General features: G+C 70.6%; 25 protein-coding genes. 12 read left to right on the top strand and 13 right to left on the bottom strand.

Annotated elements, in window-relative coordinates:
* Position 1: 1 nt before the first annotated feature.
* Positions 2-2,248 (bottom strand): aminotransferase class III-fold pyridoxal phosphate-dependent enzyme, encoded by a 2,247-nt coding sequence (locus G7071_RS10525; protein ID WP_166318281.1) that lies wholly within the window; start codon positions 2,246-2,248, stop codon positions 2-4.
* A gap of 30 nt (positions 2,249-2,278) precedes the next feature.
* Complete coding sequence (locus G7071_RS10520) at positions 2,279-3,160, bottom strand: LysR family transcriptional regulator (RefSeq protein WP_166318278.1); 882 nt, start codon at positions 3,158-3,160, stop codon at positions 2,279-2,281.
* Between the two features lie 95 nt (positions 3,161-3,255).
* Here G7071_RS10520 and gabT point away from each other — a divergent pair, with 95 nt between their 5' ends.
* Together gabT and G7071_RS10510 are read left to right on the top strand one after the other, a co-directional pair.
* The gene (gabT, locus tag G7071_RS10515; protein WP_166318275.1) at positions 3,256-4,626 is read left to right on the top strand and encodes a 4-aminobutyrate--2-oxoglutarate transaminase; all 1,371 of its coding nucleotides are present in this window, start codon (positions 3,256-3,258) and stop codon (positions 4,624-4,626) included.
* A 35-nt stretch (positions 4,627-4,661) separates the two neighbouring features.
* Positions 4,662-6,116 (top strand): NAD-dependent succinate-semialdehyde dehydrogenase, encoded by a 1,455-nt coding sequence (locus G7071_RS10510; protein ID WP_206062765.1) that lies wholly within the window; start codon positions 4,662-4,664, stop codon positions 6,114-6,116.
* 14 nt (positions 6,117-6,130) lie between these two features.
* Here G7071_RS10510 and G7071_RS10505 read toward each other — a convergent pair whose 3' ends face one another.
* Together G7071_RS10505 and G7071_RS10500 are read right to left on the bottom strand one after the other, a co-directional pair.
* On the bottom strand, positions 6,131-6,514 hold the full coding sequence (locus G7071_RS10505) for a hypothetical protein (protein ID WP_166318272.1): 384 nt from the start codon (positions 6,512-6,514) through the stop codon (positions 6,131-6,133).
* A gap of 50 nt (positions 6,515-6,564) precedes the next feature.
* Positions 6,565-7,752, bottom strand: a complete 1,188-nt coding sequence (locus tag G7071_RS10500) for a YibE/F family protein (protein WP_206062764.1) — start codon at positions 7,750-7,752, stop codon at positions 6,565-6,567.
* Positions 7,753-7,932: 180 nt separating this feature from the next.
* Here G7071_RS10500 and G7071_RS10495 point away from each other — a divergent pair, with 180 nt between their 5' ends.
* Positions 7,933-8,361 carry a CBS domain-containing protein gene (locus tag G7071_RS10495; protein ID WP_166318269.1) on the top strand — a complete coding sequence of 143 codons (429 nt, stop codon included), beginning with the start codon at positions 7,933-7,935 and terminating at the stop codon, positions 8,359-8,361.
* A 65-nt stretch (positions 8,362-8,426) separates the two neighbouring features.
* Here G7071_RS10495 and G7071_RS10490 read toward each other — a convergent pair whose 3' ends face one another.
* On the bottom strand, positions 8,427-9,662 hold the full coding sequence (locus G7071_RS10490; protein WP_166318266.1) for a beta propeller repeat protein: 1,236 nt from the start codon (positions 9,660-9,662) through the stop codon (positions 8,427-8,429).
* 283 nt (positions 9,663-9,945) lie between these two features.
* Between G7071_RS10490 and G7071_RS10485 the strand changes: the two genes are divergently transcribed.
* From G7071_RS10485 to G7071_RS10475, 3 genes are all read left to right on the top strand, one after another.
* Entirely contained in the window at positions 9,946-10,443 is a 498-nt protein-coding gene (locus G7071_RS10485) for a MarR family winged helix-turn-helix transcriptional regulator (RefSeq protein WP_166318263.1), read from the top strand.
* Between the two features lie 61 nt (positions 10,444-10,504).
* Positions 10,505-11,407 carry a DMT family transporter gene (locus tag G7071_RS10480; RefSeq protein ID WP_166318260.1) on the top strand — a complete coding sequence of 301 codons (903 nt, stop codon included), beginning with the start codon at positions 10,505-10,507 and terminating at the stop codon, positions 11,405-11,407.
* A gap of 76 nt (positions 11,408-11,483) precedes the next feature.
* On the top strand, positions 11,484-11,669 hold the full coding sequence (locus tag G7071_RS10475; RefSeq protein ID WP_166318257.1) for a hypothetical protein: 186 nt from the start codon (positions 11,484-11,486) through the stop codon (positions 11,667-11,669).
* Here the strand turns inward: G7071_RS10475 and G7071_RS10470 are convergent.
* The 4 genes from G7071_RS10470 to G7071_RS10455 all read right to left on the bottom strand — a co-directional run bounded on the left by G7071_RS10470 (position 11,658) and on the right by G7071_RS10455 (position 15,686).
* Positions 11,658-12,503, bottom strand: coding sequence for a DUF72 domain-containing protein (locus G7071_RS10470; RefSeq protein WP_166318254.1), 846 nt, complete (start codon positions 12,501-12,503; stop codon positions 11,658-11,660). The genes G7071_RS10475 and G7071_RS10470 overlap by 12 nt on opposite strands.
* A gap of 109 nt (positions 12,504-12,612) precedes the next feature.
* The gene (locus tag G7071_RS10465; RefSeq protein ID WP_166318251.1) at positions 12,613-14,418 is read right to left on the bottom strand and encodes an Ig-like domain-containing protein; all 1,806 of its coding nucleotides are present in this window, start codon (positions 14,416-14,418) and stop codon (positions 12,613-12,615) included.
* Between the two features lie 5 nt (positions 14,419-14,423).
* A complete protein-coding gene (locus G7071_RS10460; protein ID WP_166318248.1) occupies positions 14,424-15,014 on the bottom strand; it encodes a signal peptidase I in 591 nt (196 codons plus the stop codon).
* Between the two features lie 93 nt (positions 15,015-15,107).
* Positions 15,108-15,686, bottom strand: coding sequence for a TasA family protein (locus G7071_RS10455; RefSeq protein ID WP_166318236.1), 579 nt, complete (start codon positions 15,684-15,686; stop codon positions 15,108-15,110).
* Between the two features lie 185 nt (positions 15,687-15,871).
* Between G7071_RS10455 and G7071_RS10450 the strand changes: the two genes are divergently transcribed.
* The 5 genes from G7071_RS10450 to G7071_RS10430 all read left to right on the top strand — a co-directional run bounded on the left by G7071_RS10450 (position 15,872) and on the right by G7071_RS10430 (position 20,278).
* A complete protein-coding gene (locus tag G7071_RS10450; protein ID WP_166318245.1) occupies positions 15,872-16,594 on the top strand; it encodes a response regulator transcription factor in 723 nt (240 codons plus the stop codon).
* The gene (locus G7071_RS10445; protein WP_166318242.1) at positions 16,587-17,825 is read left to right on the top strand and encodes an ATP-binding protein; all 1,239 of its coding nucleotides are present in this window, start codon (positions 16,587-16,589) and stop codon (positions 17,823-17,825) included. The genes G7071_RS10450 and G7071_RS10445 overlap by 8 nt, the downstream gene beginning before the upstream one ends.
* Positions 17,822-19,090: a GAF domain-containing sensor histidine kinase gene (locus tag G7071_RS10440; RefSeq protein ID WP_166318239.1), complete on the top strand. Its 1,269-nt coding sequence runs from the start codon at positions 17,822-17,824 to the stop codon at positions 19,088-19,090. The genes G7071_RS10445 and G7071_RS10440 overlap by 4 nt, the downstream gene beginning before the upstream one ends.
* Positions 19,091-19,195: 105 nt before the next feature.
* The gene (locus G7071_RS10435) at positions 19,196-19,774 is read left to right on the top strand and encodes a TasA family protein (protein ID WP_166318236.1); all 579 of its coding nucleotides are present in this window, start codon (positions 19,196-19,198) and stop codon (positions 19,772-19,774) included.
* 141 nt (positions 19,775-19,915) lie between these two features.
* Complete coding sequence (locus tag G7071_RS10430; RefSeq protein WP_166318233.1) at positions 19,916-20,278, top strand: response regulator transcription factor; 363 nt, start codon at positions 19,916-19,918, stop codon at positions 20,276-20,278.
* Between the two features lie 103 nt (positions 20,279-20,381).
* Here the strand turns inward: G7071_RS10430 and G7071_RS10425 are convergent, their stop codons facing one another.
* Positions 20,382-20,717, bottom strand: coding sequence for a cupin domain-containing protein (locus tag G7071_RS10425; protein WP_166318230.1), 336 nt, complete (start codon positions 20,715-20,717; stop codon positions 20,382-20,384).
* A gap of 129 nt (positions 20,718-20,846) precedes the next feature.
* On the opposite strand from G7071_RS10425, the gene G7071_RS10420 reads away from it, so the two are divergent.
* Positions 20,847-21,716 (top strand): F510_1955 family glycosylhydrolase, encoded by an 870-nt coding sequence (locus G7071_RS10420; protein WP_166318227.1) that lies wholly within the window; start codon positions 20,847-20,849, stop codon positions 21,714-21,716.
* A 53-nt stretch (positions 21,717-21,769) separates the two neighbouring features.
* On the opposite strand, the gene G7071_RS10415 is transcribed toward G7071_RS10420, so the two are convergent.
* From G7071_RS10415 to G7071_RS10405, 3 genes are all read right to left on the bottom strand, one after another.
* Entirely contained in the window at positions 21,770-22,363 is a 594-nt protein-coding gene (locus G7071_RS10415; protein WP_166318224.1) for a hypothetical protein, read from the bottom strand.
* A 95-nt stretch (positions 22,364-22,458) separates the two neighbouring features.
* A complete protein-coding gene (locus G7071_RS10410) occupies positions 22,459-23,253 on the bottom strand; it encodes a phosphoadenylyl-sulfate reductase (protein WP_166318221.1) in 795 nt (264 codons plus the stop codon).
* 49 nt (positions 23,254-23,302) lie between these two features.
* Complete coding sequence (locus tag G7071_RS10405; RefSeq protein ID WP_166318218.1) at positions 23,303-25,267, bottom strand: MoaD/ThiS family protein; 1,965 nt, start codon at positions 25,265-25,267, stop codon at positions 23,303-23,305.
* Positions 25,268-25,459 lie beyond the last annotated feature (192 nt).

The following is a 25,459-nucleotide window of genomic DNA, read 5'->3' as shown; positions in this document are numbered from 1 at the left end:
CTCAGCGCAGCTCCCGGAGGGTCTCGGCGAGCGCGTCACCGAGGCGCGCCACGTGCTCGGGCCCGAAGACGAGGGGCGGGCGGATCTTCAGGGTGGAACGGTCCGGACCGGTGCTCCCGATCAGCACCCCCCGTGACCGCATCCCCTCGATCGCCGCGCGCGTGCGTGCGGGCGCAGGCTCGCCGGTCGCGGGGTCGACCAGATCGATGGCCAGTGCCAGTCCCCACCCGCGGACGTCGACCACGTCGTCGCTGTCAGCGGTGACGTCGCCCAGGGCCTGCAGCAGCAGGGCACCGACCGACGAGACCCGGCGCAGGACGTCCTCCTCCTCGAAGACGTCCAGCACGGCGATCGCGGCCGCGCAGGCCGCCGTCCCGCCTCCGAAGGTCGAGAAGTAGTCGGTGCCCTCGACGAAGGGGTCGACCAGCGCCGCCGGTCCCAGCACGGCCGCGATCGGATAGCCGTTGCCCATGGGCTTGCCGAGCGTCACCAGGTCCGCGGGCAGCTCGTCGCGACCGCTGCAGAAGCTCCACAGGTGCTCCCCCGTCCGGCCGTGACCGGCCTGCACCTCGTCGGCGACATAGAGTCCGCCGACGGCGTGGACCGCCGAGGCGGCGGCGCGCGTCCAGTCGTGCGAGGGTCCCTGCACGCCGTCGCTGGTGAAGACCCCGTCGACCAGCATCGCCGCGACCGGGTGCCCTGCGGCCGCGAGCCCGTCGACGGCGGCGGCCACCTCGCAGTGTCCCGGCGGCGGGTCGACGAGCCGGATGTGGGCGGGCGGTTCCTGGCCGGCATACGACTCGGGGGAGAACGCAGCGATCGCCTCGGTGATGCCGTGGTAGGCGAAGGAGGTCGCCACCCCGCCGCTGCCGCCCGTGGCGTGGCGCGCGATCCGCCACGCGAGGTCGTTGGCCTCGCTCCCGGAGTTGACGAACAGCACGCGGTCGAAGCGGTCCGGGACGCTCGCCAGCAGCCGTTCGGCCAGGGCGACCGGGGCGTCCTGCAGATAGCGGCTGTTGGTGTTGAGCCTGGCCAGCTGTGCCGCGGCCGCCGCGGCGACCGCCGGGTGGGAGTGCCCGAGCACGGGGACGTTGTTGTAGGCGTCGAGATAGCGCTGCCCGTCTGCGGACCGCAGCCAGACCCCGTCGCCGGCCACCAGGTGGAGCGGGCTGGCATAGCTGAGCTCCTGACCTCCGAAGGTCCGGGCGCGGGCGGCGAGCAGCCCGGAGGTCGAGCGTGTGGCGTACGGCGGTCGCTCCCACCGCGCAGCAAGCTCCGCCACCCCGATCGCGAGCATCCGCTCCAGCAGGGCGAAGGCGTCGTCGTCGATCGGCGGCGCCCACCCCTGCTCCCGGGTGCGCCAGGCGGTGATCAGAACGGTCGCGGCGCAGCGGGCAGCGACCAGGTCGGCGAGCAGGCCACGCTCCTCCGGCTCCAGGGGAGTCACCGTCTCGTAGCCCGCGACGACGAGCGGGACCGCGTCGAGGTCACCCGTCTCGACCACCAGGTCGGCGCAGGTGACGGCAAGGTCGCAGACCAGCGCGGTGTGGGTCAGGTCGCCGAAGTCGGTGACCCCGCTCAGCCGTCCGTCGGGGCCGACCAGCACGTTGGTCGGGGCGAGGTCGTTGTGCACCACCTGGGCGCGCAGCCGCAGCAGCAGCGGGGCGACCTCGGCGTCGAAGCGGTCGAGGACGGCCGTGACGGCCGGGCGCCGCTGCGGCGCGACCGCGTCCAGCCATCCGCGCAGCTGCGGCAGCCGGGCGATGTCCCAGGCGAGAGGGGTGGCCGCGGCGGGGTGGGTGAACCCGCGAAGCGCACGGCCGACCCGGGCGGCGTCTCGTCCCCACCACCGCAGCCGGGCCGCGGTCATCGTGGACGGGTCGAGATGGCTGCCGTCCAACCAGGTCATCACCCAGGCCAGCGACGAGCGGCCGTCGCGCCCGATGAGCTCGGCCCAGCGCTCGCCGGTCCGGGTGGGCACCACGGCTGGCACCGGCAGCCCGGCGTCGACGCGGCGCAGGTGCGCCAGCGCTGACGCCTGCAGGTCGAGGACGTCCGTCCCGTCCGCCGGGTTGTGCACCTTCAGGAGGAACCGGCCCTGCGCAGAGTCGATCCGGAAGTTGCGATCACGCTCGCCGTGCAGCGGCGTCAGGACGCCGGTCAGCCCCCAGACCTCGGAGAGCCCAGCGGCGAGCGCGTCGGGATCGACATCGGGGGCAGGGGTGTCCAGCGGGTCCTGGGCGTGCACGCCCCCATTGTGGCCGTGCTGTCCACCCGTTCAGACGTCGACGGCGTAGCGCGACTCGCAGAAGGCGTTGAGCCGCCGCGCCAGCGACGCCAGCGAGTCCGAGGCGTGGTGGTCGGCCAGCCAGGCCGCGTGCAGCCGGATGACGAGGTCCCGGCGCTCGTGACGCACGCGCAGCGCCACCAGGCCGAACCTGGGGTCGTCGGAGACGATGGCGACCCCGCGTCCTGCCGCCGCAACCGCCTGGGCCACTTCGGCCGTGGCGAACTCGGTGGTGTCGCCCAGTCCCACGCCGGCGCCGAGGATCGCTGCGTCCAGGGCCTGCCGGGAGTGCTGCTCGGGGCCGAGGAGCAGCAGCGGCTGGTCCGCGAGGTCCGCGAGCCGCACGGAGCCGCGCGTCGCCCAGGGGTGGTCGGGCCGGACGTAGGCCCACACCGGGAGCGAGGCCAGCGGCAGGCTGGTCAGGCTCGACGGCGGAGGTGCGGTGCCGACCGCGAGGTCGGCCCCGGACGTCAGCGAGGGATAGATCTGGGCAGGCAGCCTCTGCCACACGCGCGGCATGGGGTCGTCAGCGGTCCAGGTGGCCAGGAACGGGGCGATGACATCGGTCAGGGTCGTCGCCGGGCAGCTGATGGTGAGGTCGGTCAGGGCGCCGTCGCGGATCGCTGCGGCAGCGCGTCCCGCCAGGTCGGCGCGAGCGAGCAGGTCGCGAGCCACCGGCAAGAAGCGCTGCCCCGCCGACGACAGCGTCAGGCGGCCCTCGACACGGTCGAACAGCACCAGGCCCAGCTGGCGCTCGAGGCTGCGCACCTGGCGCGAGAGCGACGGCTGGGCCACGCGGACATGGCGGGCCGCCGCCGTCACCGATCCGGTGTCGACCACCGCCACGAAGTAGCGCAGCAACCTCAGGTCCACGGCTTCCTCCTCTCCCCGGCGCCATGCCTCACAGGCATGGCGCAGCGCTCTGACAGGTATTGGACAGCATGCCATCGCGGGGACAACCTGAGTCCATGGAGATGCTGGAGCACGCACCGGAGGTGGAGCAGGTCCGCCGCCTCGTCACCGAGGTCCCCGGCCCCCGCTCACGCGAGCTCGATGCCCGACGCGCGTCGTCGGTCGCGAGCGGCGTCGGCGTCGGGTTGCCGGCCTATGTCGCTCGCGCCGGCGGCGGCATCCTGGTCGACGTCGACGGCAACCACCTCATCGACTTCGGGTCGGGAATCGCGGTCACGAGCGTAGGCAACGCCGCCCCCGCAGTCGTCGAACGAGTGCAGGCGCAGGTCGCCGAGCTGACCCACACCTGCTTCATGGTCACCCCCTACGAGGGCTACGTCGCCGTGTGCGAGGCGCTGGCCGAGCTGACACCCGGCGACCACGACAAGCGCAGCGCACTGTTCAACTCCGGGGCGGAGGCCGTGGAGAACGCCGTCAAGATCGCTCGCACCTTCACCGGCCGACAGGCGGTGGTCGCCCTCGACCACGCCTATCACGGGCGCACCAACCTCACGATGGCGTTGACCGCGAAGAACATGCCCTACAAGCACGGCTTCGGGCCGTTCGCCGGCGAGGTCTATCGCGCACCGATGGCCTACCCGCTGCGTTGGCCGGGCGGTGGCACGAAGACCCGCGAGCAGATCGCCGAGGAGGCCTTCGACGCCTTCGTGAGCATGCTGCACACCCAGGTCGGGGAGTCGAACACCGCCGCGGTGATCGTGGAGCCGATCCAGGGCGAGGGCGGTTTCGTGGTCCCGCCCCACGGCTGGCTGCAGTCGCTCTCCCACTACTGCTCCGAGCACGGCATCCTGCTGATCGCCGACGAGATCCAGACCGGCTTCTGCCGCACCGGCGACTGGTTCGCCTGCGAGCACGAGGACGTCGTGCCTGACCTCATCACCACCGCCAAGGGCATGGCGGGCGGTCTCCCCCTCGCCGCCGTCACCGGCCGCGCCGAGGTGATGGACTCCGTGCACACCGGTGGCCTGGGAGGCACGTATGGCGGCAACCCGCTCGCCTGCGCGGCGGCGCTCGGAGCGATCGAGACGATGCGCACCGAGGACCTCAACGCTCGGGCCCGGCAGATCGAGAAGCTCTTCAGGTCCCGGTTGGACCGGCTGCGCGACAAGCACCCCGAGATCGCGGAGGTCCGTGGTCGTGGCGCCATGATGGCCGTCGAGCTCACCGCCGGGCCCGATGACCTCACTCCCGAGCCCGTCGCCACGGCCGCGATCAACAAGCGCTGCCACAGCCAGGGCCTGGTCACCCTCACCGCGGGTACCTTCGGCAATGTCTTGCGCTTTCTCCCGCCGCTGGTCAGTCCCGACCACCTGCTCGAGGAGGGGCTCGACATCGTCGAGGACGCCTTCGCACACGTCCTCGGCTGACCACCAGACCCGGCGCGCACGACAAGGACGAACCCATGAACGAGCACGACGTGCTGGCGGCAGTCCCCACCGGGCTGTTCATCGACGGCGAGTGGCGCGACGCCTCGACAAGCGCCAGCACCGACGTGGAGGACCCCGCCACCGGACGGACACTGGCGACGGTCGCGTCCGCATCGGCCGCCGACGGCCGGTCCGCGCTCGACGCCGCCGTCTCCGCGCAGGCCGGATGGGCCGCAACCGCACCCCGGGAGCGTGCCGAGCTGCTGCGCGCCGCCTATGAGCTCCTCACCGAACGCGCCGACCAGTTCGCCATGCTGATGACCCTCGAGATGGGCAAGCCACTGGCCCAGTCCAAGGGCGAGGTGGCCTATGGCGCGGAGTTCTTCCGCTGGTTCTCCGAGGAGGTCGTGAGGATCGCGGGTCGCTGGTCGACGAGTCCCGACGGCAACACCCGGCTGCTCACCATGAAGCAACCGGTGGGGCCGACCCTGATGATCACGCCGTGGAACTTCCCGCTGGCGATGGGAACCCGCAAGATCGGCCCGGCCATCGCCGCCGGCTGCACCATGGTCGTCAAGCCGGCCCAGCAGACGCCGCTGACGATGCTGGCACTGGCCGATCTGTTGCGCGAGGTGGGCGTGCCGCCGGGGGTCGTCAACGTCGTCTCCACCCATGACACCTCGCAGGTCATGGAGCCGCTCATCGCGGACCCGCGGCTGCGCAAGCTCACCTTCACCGGCTCGACGCCCGTGGGCCAGTCGCTGGTGCGCCAGTCGGCCGACCAGTTGCTGCGCGTCTCGATGGAGCTGGGCGGCAACGCGCCGTTCCTGGTCTTCTCCGACGCCGACCTCGACCGGGCGGTCGACGGGGCGATGCTGGCCAAGATGCGCAACATGGGCGAGGCCTGCACGGCCGCCAACCGCTTCCTCGTGCACGAGGACGTCGCCGACGAGTTCGCCCGCCGGTTCGCCGACCGGATGGCCGCCGAGACAGTTGGCCGCGGCACCGACGACGGGGTGACCGTGGGGCCGCTGATCGACGCGAAGGCCCGGGACAAGGTCACCGAGCTGGTCGACGACGCAGTCCGCCAGGGAGCCTCGGTCGTCACCGGCGGGTCGGCCACGGGCGAGGCGGGCTATTTCTTCGAGCCGACGGTGCTGACCGACGTGCCGGCCGGGGCAGACCTCAACCAGGAGGAGATCTTCGGGCCGGTCGCGCCGATCACGACCTTCCGCGAGGACGACGAGGCACTGCGCCTGGCCAGCTCCACGCCATACGGCCTGGTGGCCTATGCCTTCACCCGCGACCTGTCGAGGACGCTGCGGGTCAGCGAGGCACTCGAGTTCGGCATGGTCGGGATCAACCAGGGCATCGTCTCCAACCCGGCTGCGCCCTTCGGCGGGGTCAAGCACTCCGGCTTCGGCCGCGAGGGCGGGCCGGAGGGGATCGATGAATACCTCTCGGTCAAGTACGTCGGCATCGCACCCTGACCTCGTCCGAGCCCCTAGTCACTCGTGGTCAGGGCGTCCGGATCCATCCGTGGCGGAAGCTCTGCCAGCGCGGCCCTGACCAGCGCCACGCGTGCCGCCACGGTGACCTTGCGCCGCAGGCGTCCCCCGCCGTCGGCCAGCGTCGACTCGACCGCGGCGACGATCTGCGCATCGGTGAAGGTGGGGCGCGTGCCCGGAGCGACCTCGACGTCGGGCAGGGCGATGAGCACCGGCAGCACCTGGCTGCCCACCCCGTCGAGCAGGTAGTAGCGCTCGATCCGGGTCAGCGCCTCCCAGGCCGCGTCCGCCCCGCCGGCACGCTTGCGGGCCTTGGCCCTGGCGACGGTCCTGGCGGCCGCCTCGACGGCTCGGGTCAGCTCGTGCTCGGTGAAGCGCATGGCACCAGCATGCCGCGCTGGTGCCCGAGTCGCGATGACGGGATCCCCGCTCAGGCGGTGACCTCGTCAGCCGGCGTGGGACCGCCCTTGCGGACAGTGAACGCGGCAAGAGCCGTCGTGAGGGGTACGGCGGCGATCAACCCGAGGGTCGCCACGACGCTGCGCACGATCTCCTGCGCGATGATCTGGTCGCTCACGACGCCGCCGAGCGACTGGTTGTTGGCCACGATCAGGATCAGCAGCGGCAGCGACGAGCCGGCGTAGGCGAGGATGATCGTGTTGACCACCGACGCGATGTGGGAGCGGCCGACGCGACCGGCGGCGCGATAGAGCTGGGCGAAGCCATAGGTCGGGTTGGCGTGCGCGAGCTCGGTGACGGTCGCGGACTGGGTCACGGTGACGTCGTCGAGCACGCCCAGCGAGCCGATGACGATGCCCGCCAGCAGCAGGCCCTCGGTGTTGACCCCCTGGGTCATCCCGACCGACGCGGACAGGTCGTCGGTGACACCGGTCAGGTGCAGCGCGCCCACCGCCGCGGCCGACAGCAGGCCGGTGAGCGTGAGGCTCGCCAGGGTGCCGATCACCGCCACCGTCGTCGAGAGGGCGAGGCCGTGGGTGAGGTAGAGGACCGTGAGCATGATCGCGCAGGAGCCGACGATCGCGACCAGCAGCGGCGGCTCGCCGGCGAGGATCGCGGGCACCACGAACAGGAGCAGGAGCGCGAACGTCACCACGAGCCCGGCCAGGGCGGTGAGCCCGCGCCATCGACCGAAGGCGACGAGGGCCAGGGCGAAGGTGACAAGGAGGACCCAGAGGCCGGTGCTGCGCTGGTGGTCGACGATCGTGAAGATCTCGCCGTCGGGGGTGGGGCTGCTGATCAGCACCACCTCGTCGCCGTCGGCGATCACCGGAGCGCCCGTGCCACGCGGCAGCATCACCTCGAGCTCTTCGCCGGTGTCCTCGAAGGTCACCAGCGCCGACCCGCAGCCGTTGGCCTCCTCGGCCTGACCTTCCGGGCACTGCTCCCGTTCCACGGCGGTGACGGTCGCGGCATACTGCTCGGCCGCCGACTGCTGCCCGGCGGTCTCGACGTCCCCGGAGGGCCACAGCCAGGCCATCGCCGCCAGGGTCAGTACGGCGATGGGCACGATCAACGCCCAGGCCAGCCGCGGCGTCCGGGTCGCCTCCGGACCCGCGTGACGCCCGTGGTGTCCGTGATGTGCGTGGTGCGCGCCCACTTGGTGACGTCCTCCCGGAATCGGATGGGCAGCCGTAGGGACCTGCCGCGAGCGCGATGCTATCCGCCGCGCCACCGCTTCGGTGTCGTGCATACCGGGTCTGATGTGGGGCACCGGCCAGCAAGGGGAGCGGCGTCCTCGACGCAGACCTGCGTCCGTCAATCCCGAGAGGAGCACGACATGACCTCAGCACGCGAGATCATGAGCGGCGACGCCGAGTGCGTGCGCACCGGTGACACCCTGACCCAGGCAGCACAGAAGATGAAGCAGCTCCAGGTCGGCGCACTGCCCATCTGCGGCGACGACGACCGGCTCCACGGCATGCTCACCGACCGCGACATCGTCGTCGACTGCATCGCCGACGGAGGTGACCCGTCCTCGACGAAGGTCTCCGACCTGGCCGGCGGCGAGACCGTCACGATCGGTGCGGACGACTCCATCGAAGAGGCGCTGCGCACGATGGTGCGAGCAGGCGTCCGACGTCTCCCGGTCATCGACGGGCACGAGCTGGTCGGGATGCTGAGCCAGGCCGACATCGCGAAGAACTGCCCCGACGAGCTCGTCGCCGAGCTCGTGGAGTCGTTGTCGGCGGCCCCCGCCAACAACTGACACCGAGCCCGGACGAGCGGGACGCTGGGCAGCGTCCCGCTCGCCGGGCTCACCCAGCTCGTTGCTCAGGCCAGCGGCGTGGAGCACACCTGAGCGGTCCCGGCAGCGGCCGCGGCCCAGACGTTGCCACCGGCGACGGTGAAGGAGGCGGCGTCCGGAGCGATGGTGGCGACGCGGGTCAGGGCGTAGGCGGTCGAGGTGCTGTCGACGCGATACACAGCGCCGTTCACCCAGTCGTGGCCATAGAGCTTCCCGTCGTCGCCGATCGAGAGGGTCCGCAGGTTCGCGCCACCGCCGGCGACACCGATCGCGCCCGTCTTGGCGCCGTCGAACCAGACGAGGGCACCCTGGGCGGTCCAGAGCCGGTTCTGCCAGGACACCACCCTGCTGGCCTCATAGATGCTGGTCCCGAAGGTCATGCCCGACTCGGGCACGGTGCTCCACGTGTCCGTGGTCGTGTCGAGCACGCGCAGGGGCGGGACGGCGGGGTAGGTGTTGAGGGCCGCACGGGCGTAGACCTTGTCGCCGATGACACCCATCCAGTAGTACCGCTCGAAGCCGTCGCGCTTGGTGACGTCCTCCTCGGTCTCCGACTGGGCCACGGTCCAGGTCGCACCGGCGTCGGTGGAGCGCCAGATGGTCGCCGCCCCGTGGGTGGTCCCCGCGGGCGACGCGATCGGCTCAGCACCGGCGACGAACAGCTCCCCGCCGGCCTTCGCGACGTCGAAGACGTGGACCGGGTTCGGGGCACCCGCGTTCTCCGTCCAGGTCTGGCCGGCGTCGGAGGCGAAGGAGTTGGAGCCGTCAGCACCGCGCGAGGGGTCGATGTTCGGTGCATAGATGTCACCGTCGAAGGAGCGGAACGTGTTCACCTCCTCGGTCTTGAACCCCGGCAGGTGCACCGCGGCCACGCCGGTGGCGGCGTCGAAGGAGGAGACGTTGGTGCCGTAGGGGTCGATCATCGAACCGGTGTTGGCGGTGTAGTCGCCATACCCGTAGAAGACCCTGCCGTCGTGCGGGAAGAGGGTGTTGACGGTCCGGCCGCGCACGGTCGTCAGCGCGGCGGCGTCCGCCAGGGTGTGGCAGACCTGTGGGGCAGCTGTGGGGGTGGGCGTGGCCGTCGTCGTCGCCGTGGGCTTGCCGCCCTTGCCCTTGGTGGTCGTCGTCGTGGTCGTGCTGTCGCTGCCGCCCTTGGAGGGGGGCGCTGCGTCGGCTGGGCCGGTGAGCGCGGCGCCCAAGGCCGCCGAGACCATCAGGGAGGAGGCGGTGACGGAGAAGACGGCGAGTCGAAGAGGACGCATGATGGCCTGCCTTGGGCGAGGGGATCGCCCCCCGAGCGGCGACCGGATCCGGACTGTGGTGTTACTCACCACGTGCCAAACCAACCACTGGCATAACCGTTATGTTGCCGTTCTGTGGAATTCCCTCCTTGTTATCAACCGAACTGACACAAGCGACCTAGCCCATTGGAGGCGACGTAGTCCGGACGGGTCACGCCATCTACTCGGCCGGCAGGTCTCGACTCGTCCACCGGCCCCCTCGGCGCTTTGATTGTCATGTCAACCAACGAGCTAGGATGCAGGTATGGCGACCCGCTGGCTCGACGAGGCAGAGCGCGCAGCCTGGCTGCGCCTCATCGCCGTGGCGGAGCTGTTGCCGGCCACGCTGGACACGCACCTGCGGCGCGACTCCGGCCTGACCCACTTCGAATACTTCGTGCTCGCCATGCTCTCCGAGGCCCCCGACCGGACGCTGCGGATGAGTGCGCTCGCTCGGCGTACGAACTCGACCCTGCCCCGGCTCTCGCACGTCGTCCGCCGACTCGAGGAGCGTGGCTTCGTCGAGCGGACGCCGTCTCCCGATGACGGACGGGCCACCGACGCCCGGCTGACCGCCGCCGGTTGGGACGCCATCGTGGCCGCCGCACCTGGCCACGTGGAGACCGTGCGCCGCCTGGTCCTCGACCCGCTGACGCCGACGCAGGTCGAACAGCTCAGCACGATCGGCGAGGCGTTGTTGACCCAGCTCGACCCCAAGGGCCACATGACCCGTGAGCTCAGTGAGAAGGAAGCTCCCCAGTGAGGCCGGGGACCGGCCGACACCCGGTTTCGACCTGACCGCCTGCAGCACCCACACTTGGCGGATGGGCGCCCTCGCATGCTTGCTCTCCGCCGTCGCGTTCGGAGTGATGGCGGTGTTCGCCAAGCTCGCCTACGACGACGGCGTCGACCTGGACGCCCTCCTCCTGGTGCGGTTCGGGATCGCCGGGGCCCTGTTGCTCGTCGTCGCCCAGGCCCGCGGCAGGTTGCGCGGCCTCACTCGGCGCGCTGTCATCACGGGGCTGCTGATGGGCGGGGTCGGCTATGCCGCCCAGGCCGGCCTCTACTTCTCCGCGCTCACCCGGGTGGACGCCTCCCAGGTCGCCCTCGTCTTCTGCGTCTATCCGCTGCTGGTGATGGTGGGCGCTGTGCTGATCGGGCGGGACCGGCCGTCGCTGAGGCGGGCCGGGGCCCTGGTGCTCGCCCTCGTCGGCGTTGCGATGGTCCTCGGTGGAGCCGAGACAGGGAGCTTCGATGCCGTCGGATCGACGTTGGCCTTCGGTGCCGCAGTCGTCTACGCCGTCTACATCCTCGTCGGAGACCGGGTCGCAGGTCCCGATCCCCTCGCCTTCACCGCCCTGATCTGCTGTGGTGCATTCGTCACCTTCACCGGGTGGTCCTTGTTCAACGGTGCCCCCGACCTGGGCTTCGCGGCGAGCGGGTGGATCTGGCTCGTCCTGATCGCCCTCGTCTCCACCGTCGCCGCCATCCTGCTCTTCTTCTCCGGCCTGGCCCGTGTCGGACCGACGGTGGCGTCGCTGCTGTCCATCCTCGAGCCGGTGGTGACGGTGCTCAGCGCGGCCCTCGTCTTCGGGGAGTCGCTGACGGCGCAACAGGCGGTGGGTGGCGTGCTGGTGCTGGCGACCATCGCCCTGGTCCAGTGGCCGACCGACGCCGGGAGCCGGGCAGAGGCCCACGAACCGGCACCCATGGCGACGTCGCACTGAGGGTGCGCGCGACGCAGAGGCATGTGCCGGCGACCGCGGGGGTATCGGATCACCCACGACACGAAGGAGCTGCACCATGAGTGAGTCACAGCAGGGCGAGGTCTCAGAGGTCTCCGGCATGGACCCCGCAGACGCCGAGACGCCCATCTCCCCCGGTGACGCGACCTCGGGGGCTCCCGAGGGTGAGTCGGGTCAGCCGGACTCCGGTCCCGCAGGCCCCAACGCGATCCCTGACGAGAACGAGGAAGACTCACACCTCTGACGCGAGCCGGGCCCTCAGCGACAACGCGTCGTGGGGGGCCCGGCCTCGCGCATCGTTGTCGAAGTAGACGAAGACCGGCCCGTGGGTGGCCCACCCTCGACACCTCTGCGCCCAGGCGTCGAGACTGCGGCTGCTGTAGCCGCTCGCATACAGTTCGGTGTGGCCATGCAGCCGGACATAGGTGTGACCGGCAGTGGAGTGGTCGAGCAGCGGCCACGTGGGGCTGTCGGAGACCACGCACGCCACGTCGTGGTCGCGCAGCAGCTGATGGAAGCGCTCGTCGTCGTACGACGCGTGCCTGACCTCCAGCGCATGCAGCACCGGCCGCTCGGCGTCGACCTCGAGGTGGGACCGACCCTCGAGCTGTGGCCCGTGCTGACGAGCCAGCTCACCCACTTCGGTCGTCGTGCGGGGCAGCAGCGCCAGGAAGCCGGAGATGAGCGCCTCGTCGAAGACGAGGCTGGCGGGCAGCTGCCACAGGACCGGACCGAGCTTCTCCCGCAGGGCCAGCGGACCCGAGGCGAAGAAGTTCGCCAGCCCCTGCAGCGGGTCGCGCAGCCGCTTCATGTGGGTCACGAAGCGGCCGCCCTTGAGCGCGAACGTGAAGCCGGGCGGCGTCTCGTCATACCAGCGCACGTATGACGACGGGCGTTGCAGCGAATAGAACGACCCGTTCAGCTCGACGGTGTCGAAGCGCTCACCGACATAGCCCAGACGGGCCCGCGCCGGCAGCCGCTCAGGATAGAAGTCGCCGCGCCAGCCGTCGTAGTCCCAGCCGGAGACCCCGATCCGGAGCTGCTGCCCGCCCAGGGGTGCCGACGAAGGGGCTCTCATGCACCGTCCTTACCCCGCAGCCGGGTGGTTCAGCCGGTTGCCGGATCGTCTTCGCCCGGCGTACGTCGCCGCAGCCACTCCGCTGTCGTGCTCGAGATGTCGGGGGCCATCAGAACTCCCTGTCCGCTGCGCCGGTCTCGGTGGCCGGAGCAGTGGAGCACGCGACGCCATAGAGGTCGGTCACCGCGGAGGAGGGGCTCCAGACCATCGCAGATGCGAGGCTGACGGTGCGCAGTCCGCCGCCGCTGGCGAGGGTGCCGAGCCGCAGGGTGACGACGCTGACGGTGGTCCCGTTGACGGTCGTGGTGCTTGCGGTCATGGTGGCGTTGAACGTCGCGGTCTTGTTGGACTTGAGGTAGTCCTCCTTGAGGTTCACCGCGCCGAGGTTGACGGCGCCGCCGGTGCGCAGGACGTCGAGGGTGTCGCCCTTGTTGCCGAGACCGAGGAGGTTGCCGTCGCGGACCCGGAGGGTGACGGCCGTGGCAGCGCCGGTCCAGCCCGGTGTCACCGTGGCCGGGTTGACCTGATCGGTGTAGGTGAAGGTGACGGTGTCGCCGTTCTCCAGCTTGCCGGCCGTCGCTCCGCCGTTCGCGGACTGCACATCCATGCCGCGCAGCGGGCTGTTGTCGACCCTGCGGGCTGCCACGGTGGCGGAGGTCGTGACCTTCCCGGACCCGTCGACAAGGATTGCGCGGAAGTCGTAGAGCCCGTCGGTGACCGTGGTGGTGTTCCAGGAGCAGGTGTACGGCGACGTGGAGTCGGTGCACACGTCGGTCCAGGTGGTGGTCCCGCTGGTGGCCCGCTGGATCCGCACCGAGGTGACACCCGCGCTGGAGTTGGCGGCGGCGGTCAGGTCGACCGTCCCGCTGAGGAACGCGCCCGGGTCGGTCATGGAGACCGAGGAGACCGTGTTGTCGACGACCCTGCCGGTCACGGTGGAGGAAACGGCGACGTTGCCCGCGACGTCCGTGGCGACCGCCCGGAGGTTGTAGGTGCCGTCCAGGACCTGGGTGGTGTCGTAGCGACAGGAGAACGGCGGCGACGTGACCGTGCACAGGTCCCGCCAGGTGCTGCTCCCGTTCACAGCGGTCTGCAGGACGACCTGGGCAACGCCTGAGTCAGCATCGGTGGCCGTCGCCTCGAAGGTCACCAGGCCGGCGAGAGGCGACCCGGGGTTGAGCATCGTCACCGATGGGGCCGCGTTGTCGACCAGGACGCCGGAGATGACGGCGGAGAAAGTCGTCGTCGCACCCGAGGTGGCCACCGCCCGCAGGTCGTAGTCACCGTTGGCGAAGCCGGTCGAGGTCACCCAGCTGCAGGCGTAGGGCGAGGAGAGGTTGGTGCAGATCGACTTCCAGCTCGTGGTGCCGGCGGGGGCATATTCGACGCGGACGGTGTAGGTGGTCGCGCCGGCGCCGTAGAGCACGGTCGGCAGGCTGACCGTCCCGCGGACGATCTCGCCCGGGTCGCCCAGGACGACCAGGAGGTTGTTGGCGACGGTGGTGCTCAGCGATGCTGACGTCGTTGAGTAGCCGGCGTTGTCCGTCGCGACCGCGCGGAGCTCATAGATCCCGTCGGCGAGGGACGTGGTGTTCCACGAGCACGAGTAGGGCGCCGTGACGGCGGTGCAGATGGTGACCCAGCTGGACGCGTTGGCAGGCAGGAACTGCATCCGCACGGTGGCGACCCCGGTCTCGACGTCGGATGCCGAGGCACTGACGGAGACTGTCCCCTTGAGCGGCGACCCGGGGTTCTGGAGGCTCACGGTGGGCGGGGTCCAGTCCGCGGCTGCGGTGATGGTGCCGCCGTTGGTGGTCCGGGCGGTGAAGGATGCGGAGGAGAAGCCGGGCATGCCACAGCCCACCGCGCCCACACACAGTGTGGTCGCGATGAGCAGCAGCAGGCGGCGGGTCATGGCGCTCAGGCTCCCTGGAGGGTGAGGCTGGAGTGCGGTGCGTGCTGGCGGCGGCGGAGACCGACGAGGAGCCGGGCGAGGTCGCCCAGGCCCCACAGGCACACGAGCCCGGCCGGGACGCCGACGAGCAGCATCCGGGTCTCACGGTCGGCGATCGCCATGAAGGCGTGGCCGACGAGGGGCACCGTGAAGTCGACGCGGGGCTGCTGGCCCTCGGGGAGGGAGAACGTCCAGGGGTCCGCCTGGGCGTTCGCGTCGCCCTGGGTGCGGAAGAGGTGCTCACCGCGACGGGTCTCCCTGACCGCGACGATGCGGTGGGTGACCAGGGTGGTCAGGCCCGACTCGGCCGGTGGCTGGTAGGTGATGATGTCGCCGACCTCGAGGTCGGCGACGGGGACCAGGCGCTCGAAGGCGACCGAACCGCGCTCGAAGGTGCCGGACATCGAGCCGCCGACGATGACGTAGCGCTCGAAGCCCAGGAGGCCGGGGACGACGAAGCTGGCGGCGACGAGGACCACCACGCCCAGCGCGAGGTTGACCACGAGGCGAGAGGCACGGGTGACGAGCCGGACGGGGCGGGACTGGTGCACGACCATGGGACTCTCCTTCGCGTGGGGTGGGGGGCCCGTGGGGGGCGAGGACTTGGGGGCTCGCACACCCCCCACGGGGTCAGGGGTGGATCAGGCAGATCAGAAGTGCTGGTTGACCACGACGGCGGTGTCCTGGACCGAGTCCCAGGTGTAGGTCGCGTCCGCGCGGTCGCCCTGGTTGGTGTTGTCGGCAGCGGCGTCGATGGTCACGCTGAAGACGTAGGTACGTGACTCGCCGGCCGCCCACTTGCCGAGCTCGATCGCACCGACGGTGCCGAAGGTCCGCTTGCTGGCCACGACCACCGGGGCCGCGGCGGTGGTCACGTCGGTGACCGTGATCGAGAGCATCGCGGGCTGGCCGAAGCCGTTGGCCACACCGCTCTCGGTGAGCTTGAGGTTGGCGGCCAGGGTGCCGCTGTTGGTGACGGTGACCTTGCCGTTGACGGTGTCGCCGGGCTTCATGTTCGAGAGGTTGAAGATGCTCGACCCCGCGAGGCTGTTGGTCTGCTCGAGGGTGCCGGCCACTGCACTGTTGCCGGGGTTCTGAGTCTGGGCGGTGAAGCTGGCGCCGGAGCCGACGGCCAGCGCTCCAGCGGTCAGCACCGAGGCGGTGGTGAAGAGGATCCGGCGACGGAGGCTGGAGCCGGCGGTGGCCTTGGTGTTCATCGTGGTGTTCATCGCGAATCTCCTGAAGTCTGGGTGAGCAGGGTGCTCAGTGGGGATGACCAGAACGCTAGGCAGCGACGGACCACGCGAAGGAAACCCAGATCTTTCAGCGATCTCTCACTTCGGCAACACCTGCACCCCTGGGTGTGTTGCCAACTCCGGAGTCGTCTATCCGCGACCCACCTATGCTCATCGGCATGTCGACACGCCTGCTGCTCGTCGAGGACGACAACGGCATCGCCGTTCCCTTGATCCGGACCCTTGAGCGGGACGGCTATGCCGTGGAGCGAGCCGCGACCGGTGCCGACGCTGTCGAGCGCGTGCGCCGCGACGACCTGGAGCCGCCGGCCATTGTCCTGCTGGACCTCGGCCTGCCCGACATGGACGGGCTCGACGTGTGCCAACGCATGCGTGAGTCGGGCTACGCCGGTGGCGTCATGATCGTCACTGCGCGCGGTGGAGAGCTGGACCGCGTCCTGGGCCTCGACGTGGGAGCCGATGACTACTTGATCAAGCCGTTCCTCCTCAGCGAGCTCCTCGCACGGGTCCGCGCACTGCTCCGCCGCACCCATGCCGCCGCGGCTGTGGAGGAGTCGGCGGGAGCGTCCGCCGAGAGCGCACCGGCGCCCTTCCGTATAGATCGCGATCGACGCCAGGTCTGGGTGGGGGCCGACGAGGTGCCGCTCAACACCAAGGAGTTCGACCTCCTGGCCGGACTGCAGGACGGCGAAGGCGGCGTGGTCAAGCGGGAGCAGCTGATGGCAGAGGTCTGGGACGAGAACTGGTTCGGCTCGACGAAGGTGCTCGACGTCACGATGGCGCGGTTGCGTCAGAAGCTCGAGGCGCACCACGCCCCTGTCCACGTCGTGACCCTGCGAGGTGTGGGCTTCCGTCTCGAGCAGGGTCGCGCGGATGCGTAGACGGCTGGTCGTAGCCTTCGTCGCCCTCACCGTGCTGGTGGTGACGCTCTATGGCGTCCCCCGCGCCCTCATCCGGGCCGACCAGATCGAGGAGCGCGAGCAGGAGCAGGTCGAGAAGTCCGCGCAGCTGCTGTCAGCCCTCGTCGAGTCGGAGTTCGACTCCGGCCGTCCGGTCACCGACGCCTTGCTCGCCCCCATGCTGCGCTCGGGTGAACGGCTCGAGTACGTCGCATCGGACGGCGCCACGGTCGCGGCAGGCGACCCCGCCGGACGAGACGTCGCCGTCACGTCGACGGTGTCGGTGCCGGGAGGAGGGTCGTTGACCCTGGACTACTCCGAGGAGGCGATCGACGAGCGGGTGCAGGACGCACTTCTCCCACTGCTCTACATCGGCCTGATGCTGATCGCGCTCGCGTGGTTCGCGGCCCGAGCGCTCGCTCGTCGCCTGTCGACGCCCTTCCAGGACCTCGCGGAGCATGCGCGGACCCTGGGATCGGGCCGGTTCGACCTCGACATACCCCACTACGACATCCCCGAGGCCGAGGCCGTCGGACAGGCCCTGTCCAGGAGTGCGCACGACCTCGACGTGCTCGTGAGGCGGGAGAGGGAGTTCGCGGTCAACGCCTCCCACGAGCTGCGCACGCCGTTGACCGCCGCTCGCCTTCGTCTGGAAGGCCTCGTGATGTGGGACGCGACCCCACCAGAGGTCACCGCAGAGCTCGAGGAGACGCTCGAGGAGCTCACACGGCTGGACTGCGCCGTCGCGAGCCTGCTGGAGCAGGACCGCGTAGGTCGCAGTGCAGGTGGCGTCGACATGGACATCGACGCGCTGGTGACTGCCGTCGCGGGTCGTTGGCAGTCGAAGCTCGAGAGCAAGGGGCGATCGATGACCATCCACTCGGGCGAGGACTGCCACACGCGGCTGCTGCGCAAGCCGGTCGAGGAGGTGCTGGACCTCCTCTTCGGCTGCACCGTCGACCAGGGAGCGGGCGACGTGGTCGTGGAGACCACGCCCAGCCCTGCCTACGTGGAGGTGCGCTTCGCCGACCAGAGCCCGAGTCCGCCGGACACGGCCGCCGCCGGCTCCCAGACTTCGTCCGACCTGTCGCGCGCTGTCGAGCTGGCCGCCTCGGTCGGAGGCCACTTGGCCCGCGGGCCCGGCCCGTCGACTTCCTACGTGCTCAGGCTTCCCGTGGTGGCCACCCGGCTGGAGCAGGCGGAGCAGGCATGATCATCGATGCCGACCTCCTGCGGCAGTCCCGGATCGACACCTACCACCTGGTGGACGATGTCTCCCCCGAAGACCTGCAGGCCGTGGCCGACCTCACCGCGAGGGTCTGCGGGGTTCCGTCGGCCGCGATCAACCTGATCACCCTCTCCGAGCAGCACCAGATCGCCGCTGCCGGGTTCGAGCCGTCCATCTGTGCGCGCGAGGACTCGATGTGCGCCACAGTCCTCGAGGAGCCCACGCTCGCGGTTGCTGACGCGAGCCGCGACCACCGATTCGCCGACAACCCCTTCGTCACCGGAGAGATCGGTGACGTCCGCTTCTATGCCTCAGCGCCCTTGGTGACGCCTGACGGAGTGACGGTGGGAAGACTGTGCGTCTTCGACGAGGTGCCGCGGACCATGAGCCCGACGGATCAGAGCACGCTGGAGGTCCTGGCGCGCCACGTGAGCGAGCTTCTCGAGCTCAGGCGCAGGACGACGCAGCTCGAGTCGTCGCTCGTGGAGCTCACCCGGACCCGTGACGAGCTGCGCAGGTCCAACGACAACCTCGCCGCGTTCGCCGGGCAGGTCTCGCACGACCTCCGCAATCCCCTGACAGCGGTGCTGGCGAACGCGGAGCTGCTCAACGAGGAGCCATACATCGCCGCGGACCCGGTGCTGGCGCCACTCACCGCCGAGCTCATGGACGCCGGCCTTCGGATGGCAGGAATGATCGAGGAGGTGCTCGACTATGCCCGGGTTGCCGGACGGCTGCACCTCGTCGACACCGACCTCGAGGTGCTGGTGGCCAACGTGCTCAACGACCTGGGTCCGAGGTTGAAGGCGAGCGGTGCCGAGGTCACGGTGGGACCGCTGCCGACACTGCGCGCCGACGCCGGTCAGGTCTACGTCATCTTGTTGAACCTGATCGACAACGCCGTGAAGTACTCCGGAGACCAGCCTCCCCGGATCTCCCTCGGGTCCCGGCTCGAAGGAGACCACTGGCGCATCTGGGTCCGCGACAACGGGATCGGCATCGCTGCGGACCGGCTCGAGGACGTGTTCGATCCCTACGTCCGCGCCCATGACTCCACCGCCCATGTGGTCGAGGGACACGGGATCGGTCTGGACACCGTGCGCCGGATCATCGACGCCCACGGTGGCAGGGTCGGCATCGAGAGCACCCCGGGCGCGGGGTGCACCGTCTGGTTCGCGCTGCAGCGAGACCCCCACCCGACGTTGTCCGACACGGCAACACACCCAGGGGTGCAGGTGTTGCCGAAGTGAGAGATCGCTGAAAGATCTGGGTTTCCTTCGCGTGGTCCGTCGCTGCCTAGCGTTCTGGTCATCCCCACTGAGCACCCTGCTCACCCAGACTTCAGGAGATTCGCGATGAACACCACGATGAACACCAAGGCCACCGCCGGCTCCAGCCTCCGTCGCCGGATCCTCTTCACCACCGCCTCGGTGCTGACCGCTGGAGCGCTGGCCGTCGGCTCCGGCGCCAGCTTCACCGCCCAGACCCAGAACCCCGGCAACAGTGCAGTGGCCGGCACCCTCGAGCAGACCAACAGCCTCGCGGGGTCGAGCATCTTCAACCTCTCGAACATGAAGCCCGGCGACACCGTCAACGGCAAGGTGACCGTCACCAACAGCGGCACCCTGGCCGCCAACCTCAAGCTCACCGAGAGCGGTGTGGCCAACGGCTTCGGCCAGCCCGCGATGCTCTCGATCACGGTCACCGACGTGACCACCGCCGCGGCCCCGGTGGTCGTGGCCAGCAAGCGGACCTTCGGCACCGTCGGTGCGATCGAGCTCGGCAAGTGGGCGGCCGGCGAGTCCCGTACCTACGTCTTCAGCGTGACCATCGACGCCGCTGCCGACAACACCAACCAGGGCGACCGCGCGGACGCGACCTACACCTGGGACTCGGTCCAGGACACCGCCGTCGTGGTCAACCAGCACTTCTGATCTGCCTGATCCACCCCTGACCCCGTGGGGGGTGTGCGAGCCCCCAAGTCCTCGCCCCCCACGGGCCCCCCACCCCACGCGAAGGAGAGTCATGACGCAGAACCGCTCCCTGACCTTCGCCCGCGACGACCAGGGGCTCTGATGGATCGCGACATCCTGGTGGTCGAGGACGATGATTCTGTCTCCGCCGTCGTCAGTCGGGTCCTGCAGCGTCTCGGCGTCTCCGTGGAGTGTGTGGGCACAGGCGGCGAGGCGGTCGCCCGACTCGAAACCGGAGGGGTCGGGCTGATCGTGATGGATCTCGGTCTGCCCGACGTCGACGGGGAGGACCTGTGCCGCACCGTCCGGGCCAATGGCTTCGCAGGACGCATCCTGGTGTTGAGCGCTCGCTACGGTCACGACCTCGATGGCTTGGCGATGCGGGCGGGGGCCGACGACTTCATGGCCAAGCCGTTCACGATCCACGCCCTCGAGACCCGGGCCCGGGAGCTCCTCGCCCCGTGAGTCCAAGCGTCCGATCCGGATCTGTGTCCCGGCCCGTGTCGACTGGGGGTCGAGGACGGTGAGCGGTCATGACTCCCCACCCGGAGTCTGATGGCGATTCGCTTCACCTGGTGCGCAGGGCCACCGTCAGCAGGACCGCTGCGTCCTCGACCGCTTCGAGGGAGTGGCGGGCGTCGGGGATGACGAGGAGGTCACCTGCGGCTGCGTCGTGTCGATCATCGCCGGCGACGAGGGTCACCCGTCCGCGAAGGACCTGCAGCGTGGCCTCGCCCGGGCTCTCGTGCTCGTCGAGAGCACTCCCCGCGCGCAGGGCGATGAGCGTCTGGCGCAGGCTGTGCTCGTGGCCGCCATGGACGGTGTGGGCACTACGACCACTGGATGCCTCCCCGGCTGCGCGCAGGTGTTGCTCGGCCAGTTCCGTCAGCGATTCGTGCGTCATGGCTTCTCCTTGTTGCTGGGGCCTTCATCAGACCACGTCCGCCGTGCAGCGACGTTCGGAGCTGGGTGTGTGACGACGCCCACTGGCGATCCCAGCCCGGCGTCGGCAGGCCCGTGGCAGGGTGAGGACATGCTCCCGACCGGCCCCCGCGTCCTCGTCACAGCAGCCCTGGTCCTGACTTCACTGACCGGCTGCGGAACCGGCTCCGACGAGGAGACCGGCCAGGGCGCCGGCGGTCTGCCGGTGGTCCCCGCCGAGGCCGGACACGTGCACGGGATGGCGCTCAACGCGGCCGACGGGCTGCTCTACCTCGGCACCCACGGCGGCACGATGCTCGTCCAGGACGACTCGATCAGTCGCGTGGGCGACTCCACGATCGACCTGATGGGGTTCGCTGCTGCCGGGCCGGACCACTTCTATGCCAGCGGCCACCCAGGGCCCGGCGACGACCTGCCCAACCCGGTCGGCCTCATCGAGAGCACCGACGGCGGCGAGACCTGGAGCTCACTGTCACTGTCGGGCGAGGTGGACTTCCACACCCTCGGCGCGGCCGGCGACCAGGTGTACGGCTTCGGCGGCGAGCTCCTCACGTCCGCGAACGGCGAGGACTGGACCCCCGGCGCCGACGACGTCGCGCCCGCCTCTCTCGCCGTCGACCCCAGCGACGGCGATCGGGTCGTCGCCACCACCGAGCACGGCCCCACCCGTTCCGAGGACGCCGGCCAGACCTTCACCCACCTCGACGGTGCACCGCTGTTGCTGTTCGTCGCCTGGCCGACCGCGGACGCCCTGTGGGGTGTCGGGGTGGACGGGACGGTGCACCTCAGCTCTGACGCCGGGCAGACCTGGCAGGCCCGCGGGGCAGTCGACTCGCCTGCCGCGTTCGCGGCCGGGGAGGACGACACTCTCGCCGTCGCCACCGAGACCCAGATCGTGGTCTCCCGCGACGGTGGCGAGTCGTTCGAGGCGGTCGCCGAGATCACCGCCGCCGGCCACTGACCCGCGAGCGGGGCCACTGGAAAGCCCCGCCAGACGCGGCTCCGCCGAGACCCCTAGTCGCGAGCCGTCGGCTCGGTCCGCTCCCCCATGTCCGCACGCCTGATCAGGTCTGAGACCAGGTCCTGCGCCTGCACGATGGTCCGGTCGAGGATGTCCATGCCCCGATCCACGTCGCCGGCATCCAGGGACCACCGGGCCGCCGCCATACCCTGCACGAGGGAGTCATTGATCTCGATCGCCTCGCGATGGAGGAGCGCTGCAGCCTGCAACCGGCGTCGCTCCAGCTCGGCCCGGCGCTCGCGGTCCGTCGCGTGGCCCAGCAGCACGCCCAGCAGGAGCAGCGGAAGCACCCGCGAGGCCCACCCGGTCGGGGTGAGCGAGACGTCCTGCAGCGCTGCCCACACGACGGTCAGCCCCACGGCCACGACCCCGGCGACCGTTCCGGCCCGCAGGCCCGACGCTGTCGCGACGAGCGCGACCGGCAGGGCATAGAGCAGCGAGTAGGCGTCGACAGGCGTGCCGGTGAGCAGGCGCAGGGCCAGCACACCGACGAAGAGGACTCCCGCGACCGCCATGGCCAGGCCTGGACGTCGGCGGAACCACAGGTCCCCCGACGCCCAGGCAGCCGGCACAGGGAAAGCAGTCATGGTCACCAGCGTGTGCCCGCTCGCTCCACCTGCCTAGGGACCAAGGTCCCGCCGGGAGCGCCGAGATGCCCTGACCGCGCCGACCGGCAACCTCCTCAGGCTCCGGCCGAGCGCGCGATGATCTCCTCCGCCTCGTGCTCGAAGGCGCCGGTCTCGATCGGGCAGTGGATGCCGCACTCCTTGGGTGCGCCCTTCTCCCACCACCACCGGCCGGCGCGGTCGTCCTCGCCGGGCTGGATCGGTCGGGTGCACGGGGCGCAGCCGAAGCTGGTGTAGCCGTGGGAGTAGAGCGGGTGGACCGGGACGTGGTGCTCCTCGATGTAGTCCCACACGTCCTGCGACTCCCAGTCGGCCAGCGCGTTGACCTTCACGATGCCGCCGTGGTCGTGGTCGAGCTCGACCTTCTTGATCGCCGCCCGTGACGCCCACTGGTCGCGTCGCAACCCGGTGAACCAGCCGTCCAGGCCGCGCAGCGCCTCGGTCAGCGGACGCACCTTGCGGACCTGGCAGCACCGCATCCGGTCGGCGACGCTGGTGCGGAACAGGTCGTCGCCCCGCTCACGCACCATCGCCTCGACCTCGGCCGAGTCCGGGGCGAGCACGTCCCACCTGGTCCGGGGATAGTGCTTGCGTGCCGTCTCGATGAACTCCAGCGTCTGCTGCGGCAGCCGGCCGGTGTCGACGGTGACGACCCGCACGTCGGGGCGGATCCGGGCGGCCATGTCGAGCACGACCATGCCGTCGGCCTGCAGCGCAGTGACGACCGCGATCCGGTCGCCGAGCTCGTCGAGGGCCCACTCGACCACGTCCTCGGGCTCCTGGTCGTCGAGGTCGACGGCGATCTCGCCGATCTCGAGGTCGTCGAAGACGACGCTGTCGGTGATGGTCATTCGTCGGTTCCTCTGCTCTGGTCGTGGGTCCGGGGTCGCTCCGCGCTGCTCATCCGCCGGCCATCGCCATCACGACCGAGAGGACGTCGCCGGAGGAGACCGCGGTGTCGAGGCCATCGAGGTTGCGGATGTCGTCGTCCCCGTGGGTGACCAGGAAGGCACCGGCCACCCGCCCGTCCGGCGTGACCGTGCTGCCGAACTCCGGGTGCCGACGTGCGATCTCGGCCAGGACCGCGCCGACGGTGGCGCCGGCGACGGTCAGCTCGTCCGCCCCGTCGACGAAGCGCTGCAACGGCCCGGGCACGTGGACGACCACACCTCCCACCCCGGGCGGGGTCGGCTCGGGGGCGTGGCCGTGCGGCGCGACCTCGCCGGTCGCGATCGACAACAGCTCCTCGTCGGAGTGCCCGTCGCAGAAGTCGCCGAACGTCGCCGGGCCCGACGCGTCCGCCCCACCGGACTGCTGCTCGGCGAGCCAGGCGGACACCAGCCGGTCGAGCACGTCGGTCACCTCGCCGGTCGGGATCCGCCGCAGGAGCCGCCGGCCGATCGCCGTACGCCGACCGAGGCCGCCGCCGACGCTGAGGTCGTAGGCCTCGACCCGGTCGTCACCGACGTGCGTCGTCGTGCCCTGGAGCCCGATCTCGCCGACCCAGTGCTGCGCGCACGCATGCGGGCAGCCGTCGAGGTGGATGGCCAGCTCGCCGATCTCGTCGGTGCCGTGTCGATTGCCCAGGAGGGTGAGGATCTCGTCGAGCTTGTCCTTGGTCTCGGCGACCGAGTAGTTGCAGAACCTGTTGCTCGTGCACGCGATCGACCGGCCGACCGCGCGACCTCGCTCGACCGGTAGACCGACCTCGGCGAGCCCCGCCCTCAGCTCGTCGACGAGACGCGCGGGGACGTGGCCCAGCACGATGTTCTGCTGCCGGGTCAGCCTGACGTCACCCCCGAAGCCCTCGACCAGGTCGGCGATCCGCTCCAGGGCAGCGCCGGACACCCGACCCGAGGGCACCGGGATGCCGACATGGAGGAGACCCCCGCGCTTCTGCGGGTGGATCCCGAGGTGGTCCGCCTCCCCCAGCGGCAGCGGTGCCGACCCGTCCTCGAGACGACGCCCGAGCTGCTCCTCGACCCGGACGCGGAACGCCTCGGGGCCGAGGTCGTCCATCATGAACTTGATCCGCGCCCGTGCCCGTGACATCCGGTAGCGCAGGTCTCGCTGCCAGGCGTCCGTCACCGCGCGCAGCACCTCGACGGTCTCCTCGACTGGCACGAAGACCCCGAGGTCGCGAGAGATGCGCGGGGTGTTCGCCATCCCGCCTCCGACCCGCAGCGCGAACCCCCGACGCCCCTCACGGATGACTCCGACGAGGGCGACGTCTGCGATCTCGGGTGCGTTGCACTGCGCCGGGCAGGCCGAGATCGTGTACTTGTGCTTGCGCGGCAGGTTGGCGTAGTCGGGGTTGCCGTCGAAGAAGGCTGCGACCTCGCGCAGCACCGGGGTCACGTCGAAGAGGTCGTGCCCGCTCAGGCCGGCGACCGGGCAGCCGGTCACGTTGCGGACGGTGTCGCCCTCGGCGCCCGAGGTCGTCAGGCCGAGAGACTCCACCTCGGCGACGACGACCGGGAGGTCGTCCATCGGGACCCAGTGCAGCTGTGCGCCCTGGCGGGTGGTCAGCTCGACGCCGTCACGGCCGTGGGCGCGAGCGATCCGGCCCAGCCCGCGTGCCTGCGCGGGTGTGAGCAGCCCGCCCGGGATCTTGATGCGGACCATGAAGGTCCCGACCTTGGGCTTGTCGTGCGCGATCCCCCACCAGTGCAGTCGCACCATGTCCTCCTCCGCGACCGCCTCGTAGCCGCGGCCGATGAGGTCGGGGAGCTCCGCGCGTGACGCCACCGGAGGGCGGTCGCGCTTGAGCCGTTCGAGGAAGTTGCGTCGATACACCTGTTCCCAGTCGGGTGCGGGGCGGTCCGCGCGGGAGCGACGGACACGGGTGGTCGTGGGGTCGGACATGGGTCCTCCAGCCAGGAGAGATGAGAAGTCGTGGGGGTTGGGGCGCGCGCAGCAGCGACCCCGGGCGAGACCCCGGGTCGAGGCGCGACGGCGCCGTCAGACGAGCAGGTGCGTCGCGATCAGCGCATTCGACACACGGCGGCGAGCAGTGTCGGACGACACTCACTCAGGCTGGGAATCATCGTCCCGACC

The organism is Nocardioides piscis (genome assembly GCF_011300215.1).
Taxonomy (GTDB): domain Bacteria; phylum Actinomycetota; class Actinomycetes; order Propionibacteriales; family Nocardioidaceae; genus Nocardioides; species Nocardioides piscis.
This window is presented reverse-complemented; position numbering and strand designations above follow the sequence as displayed.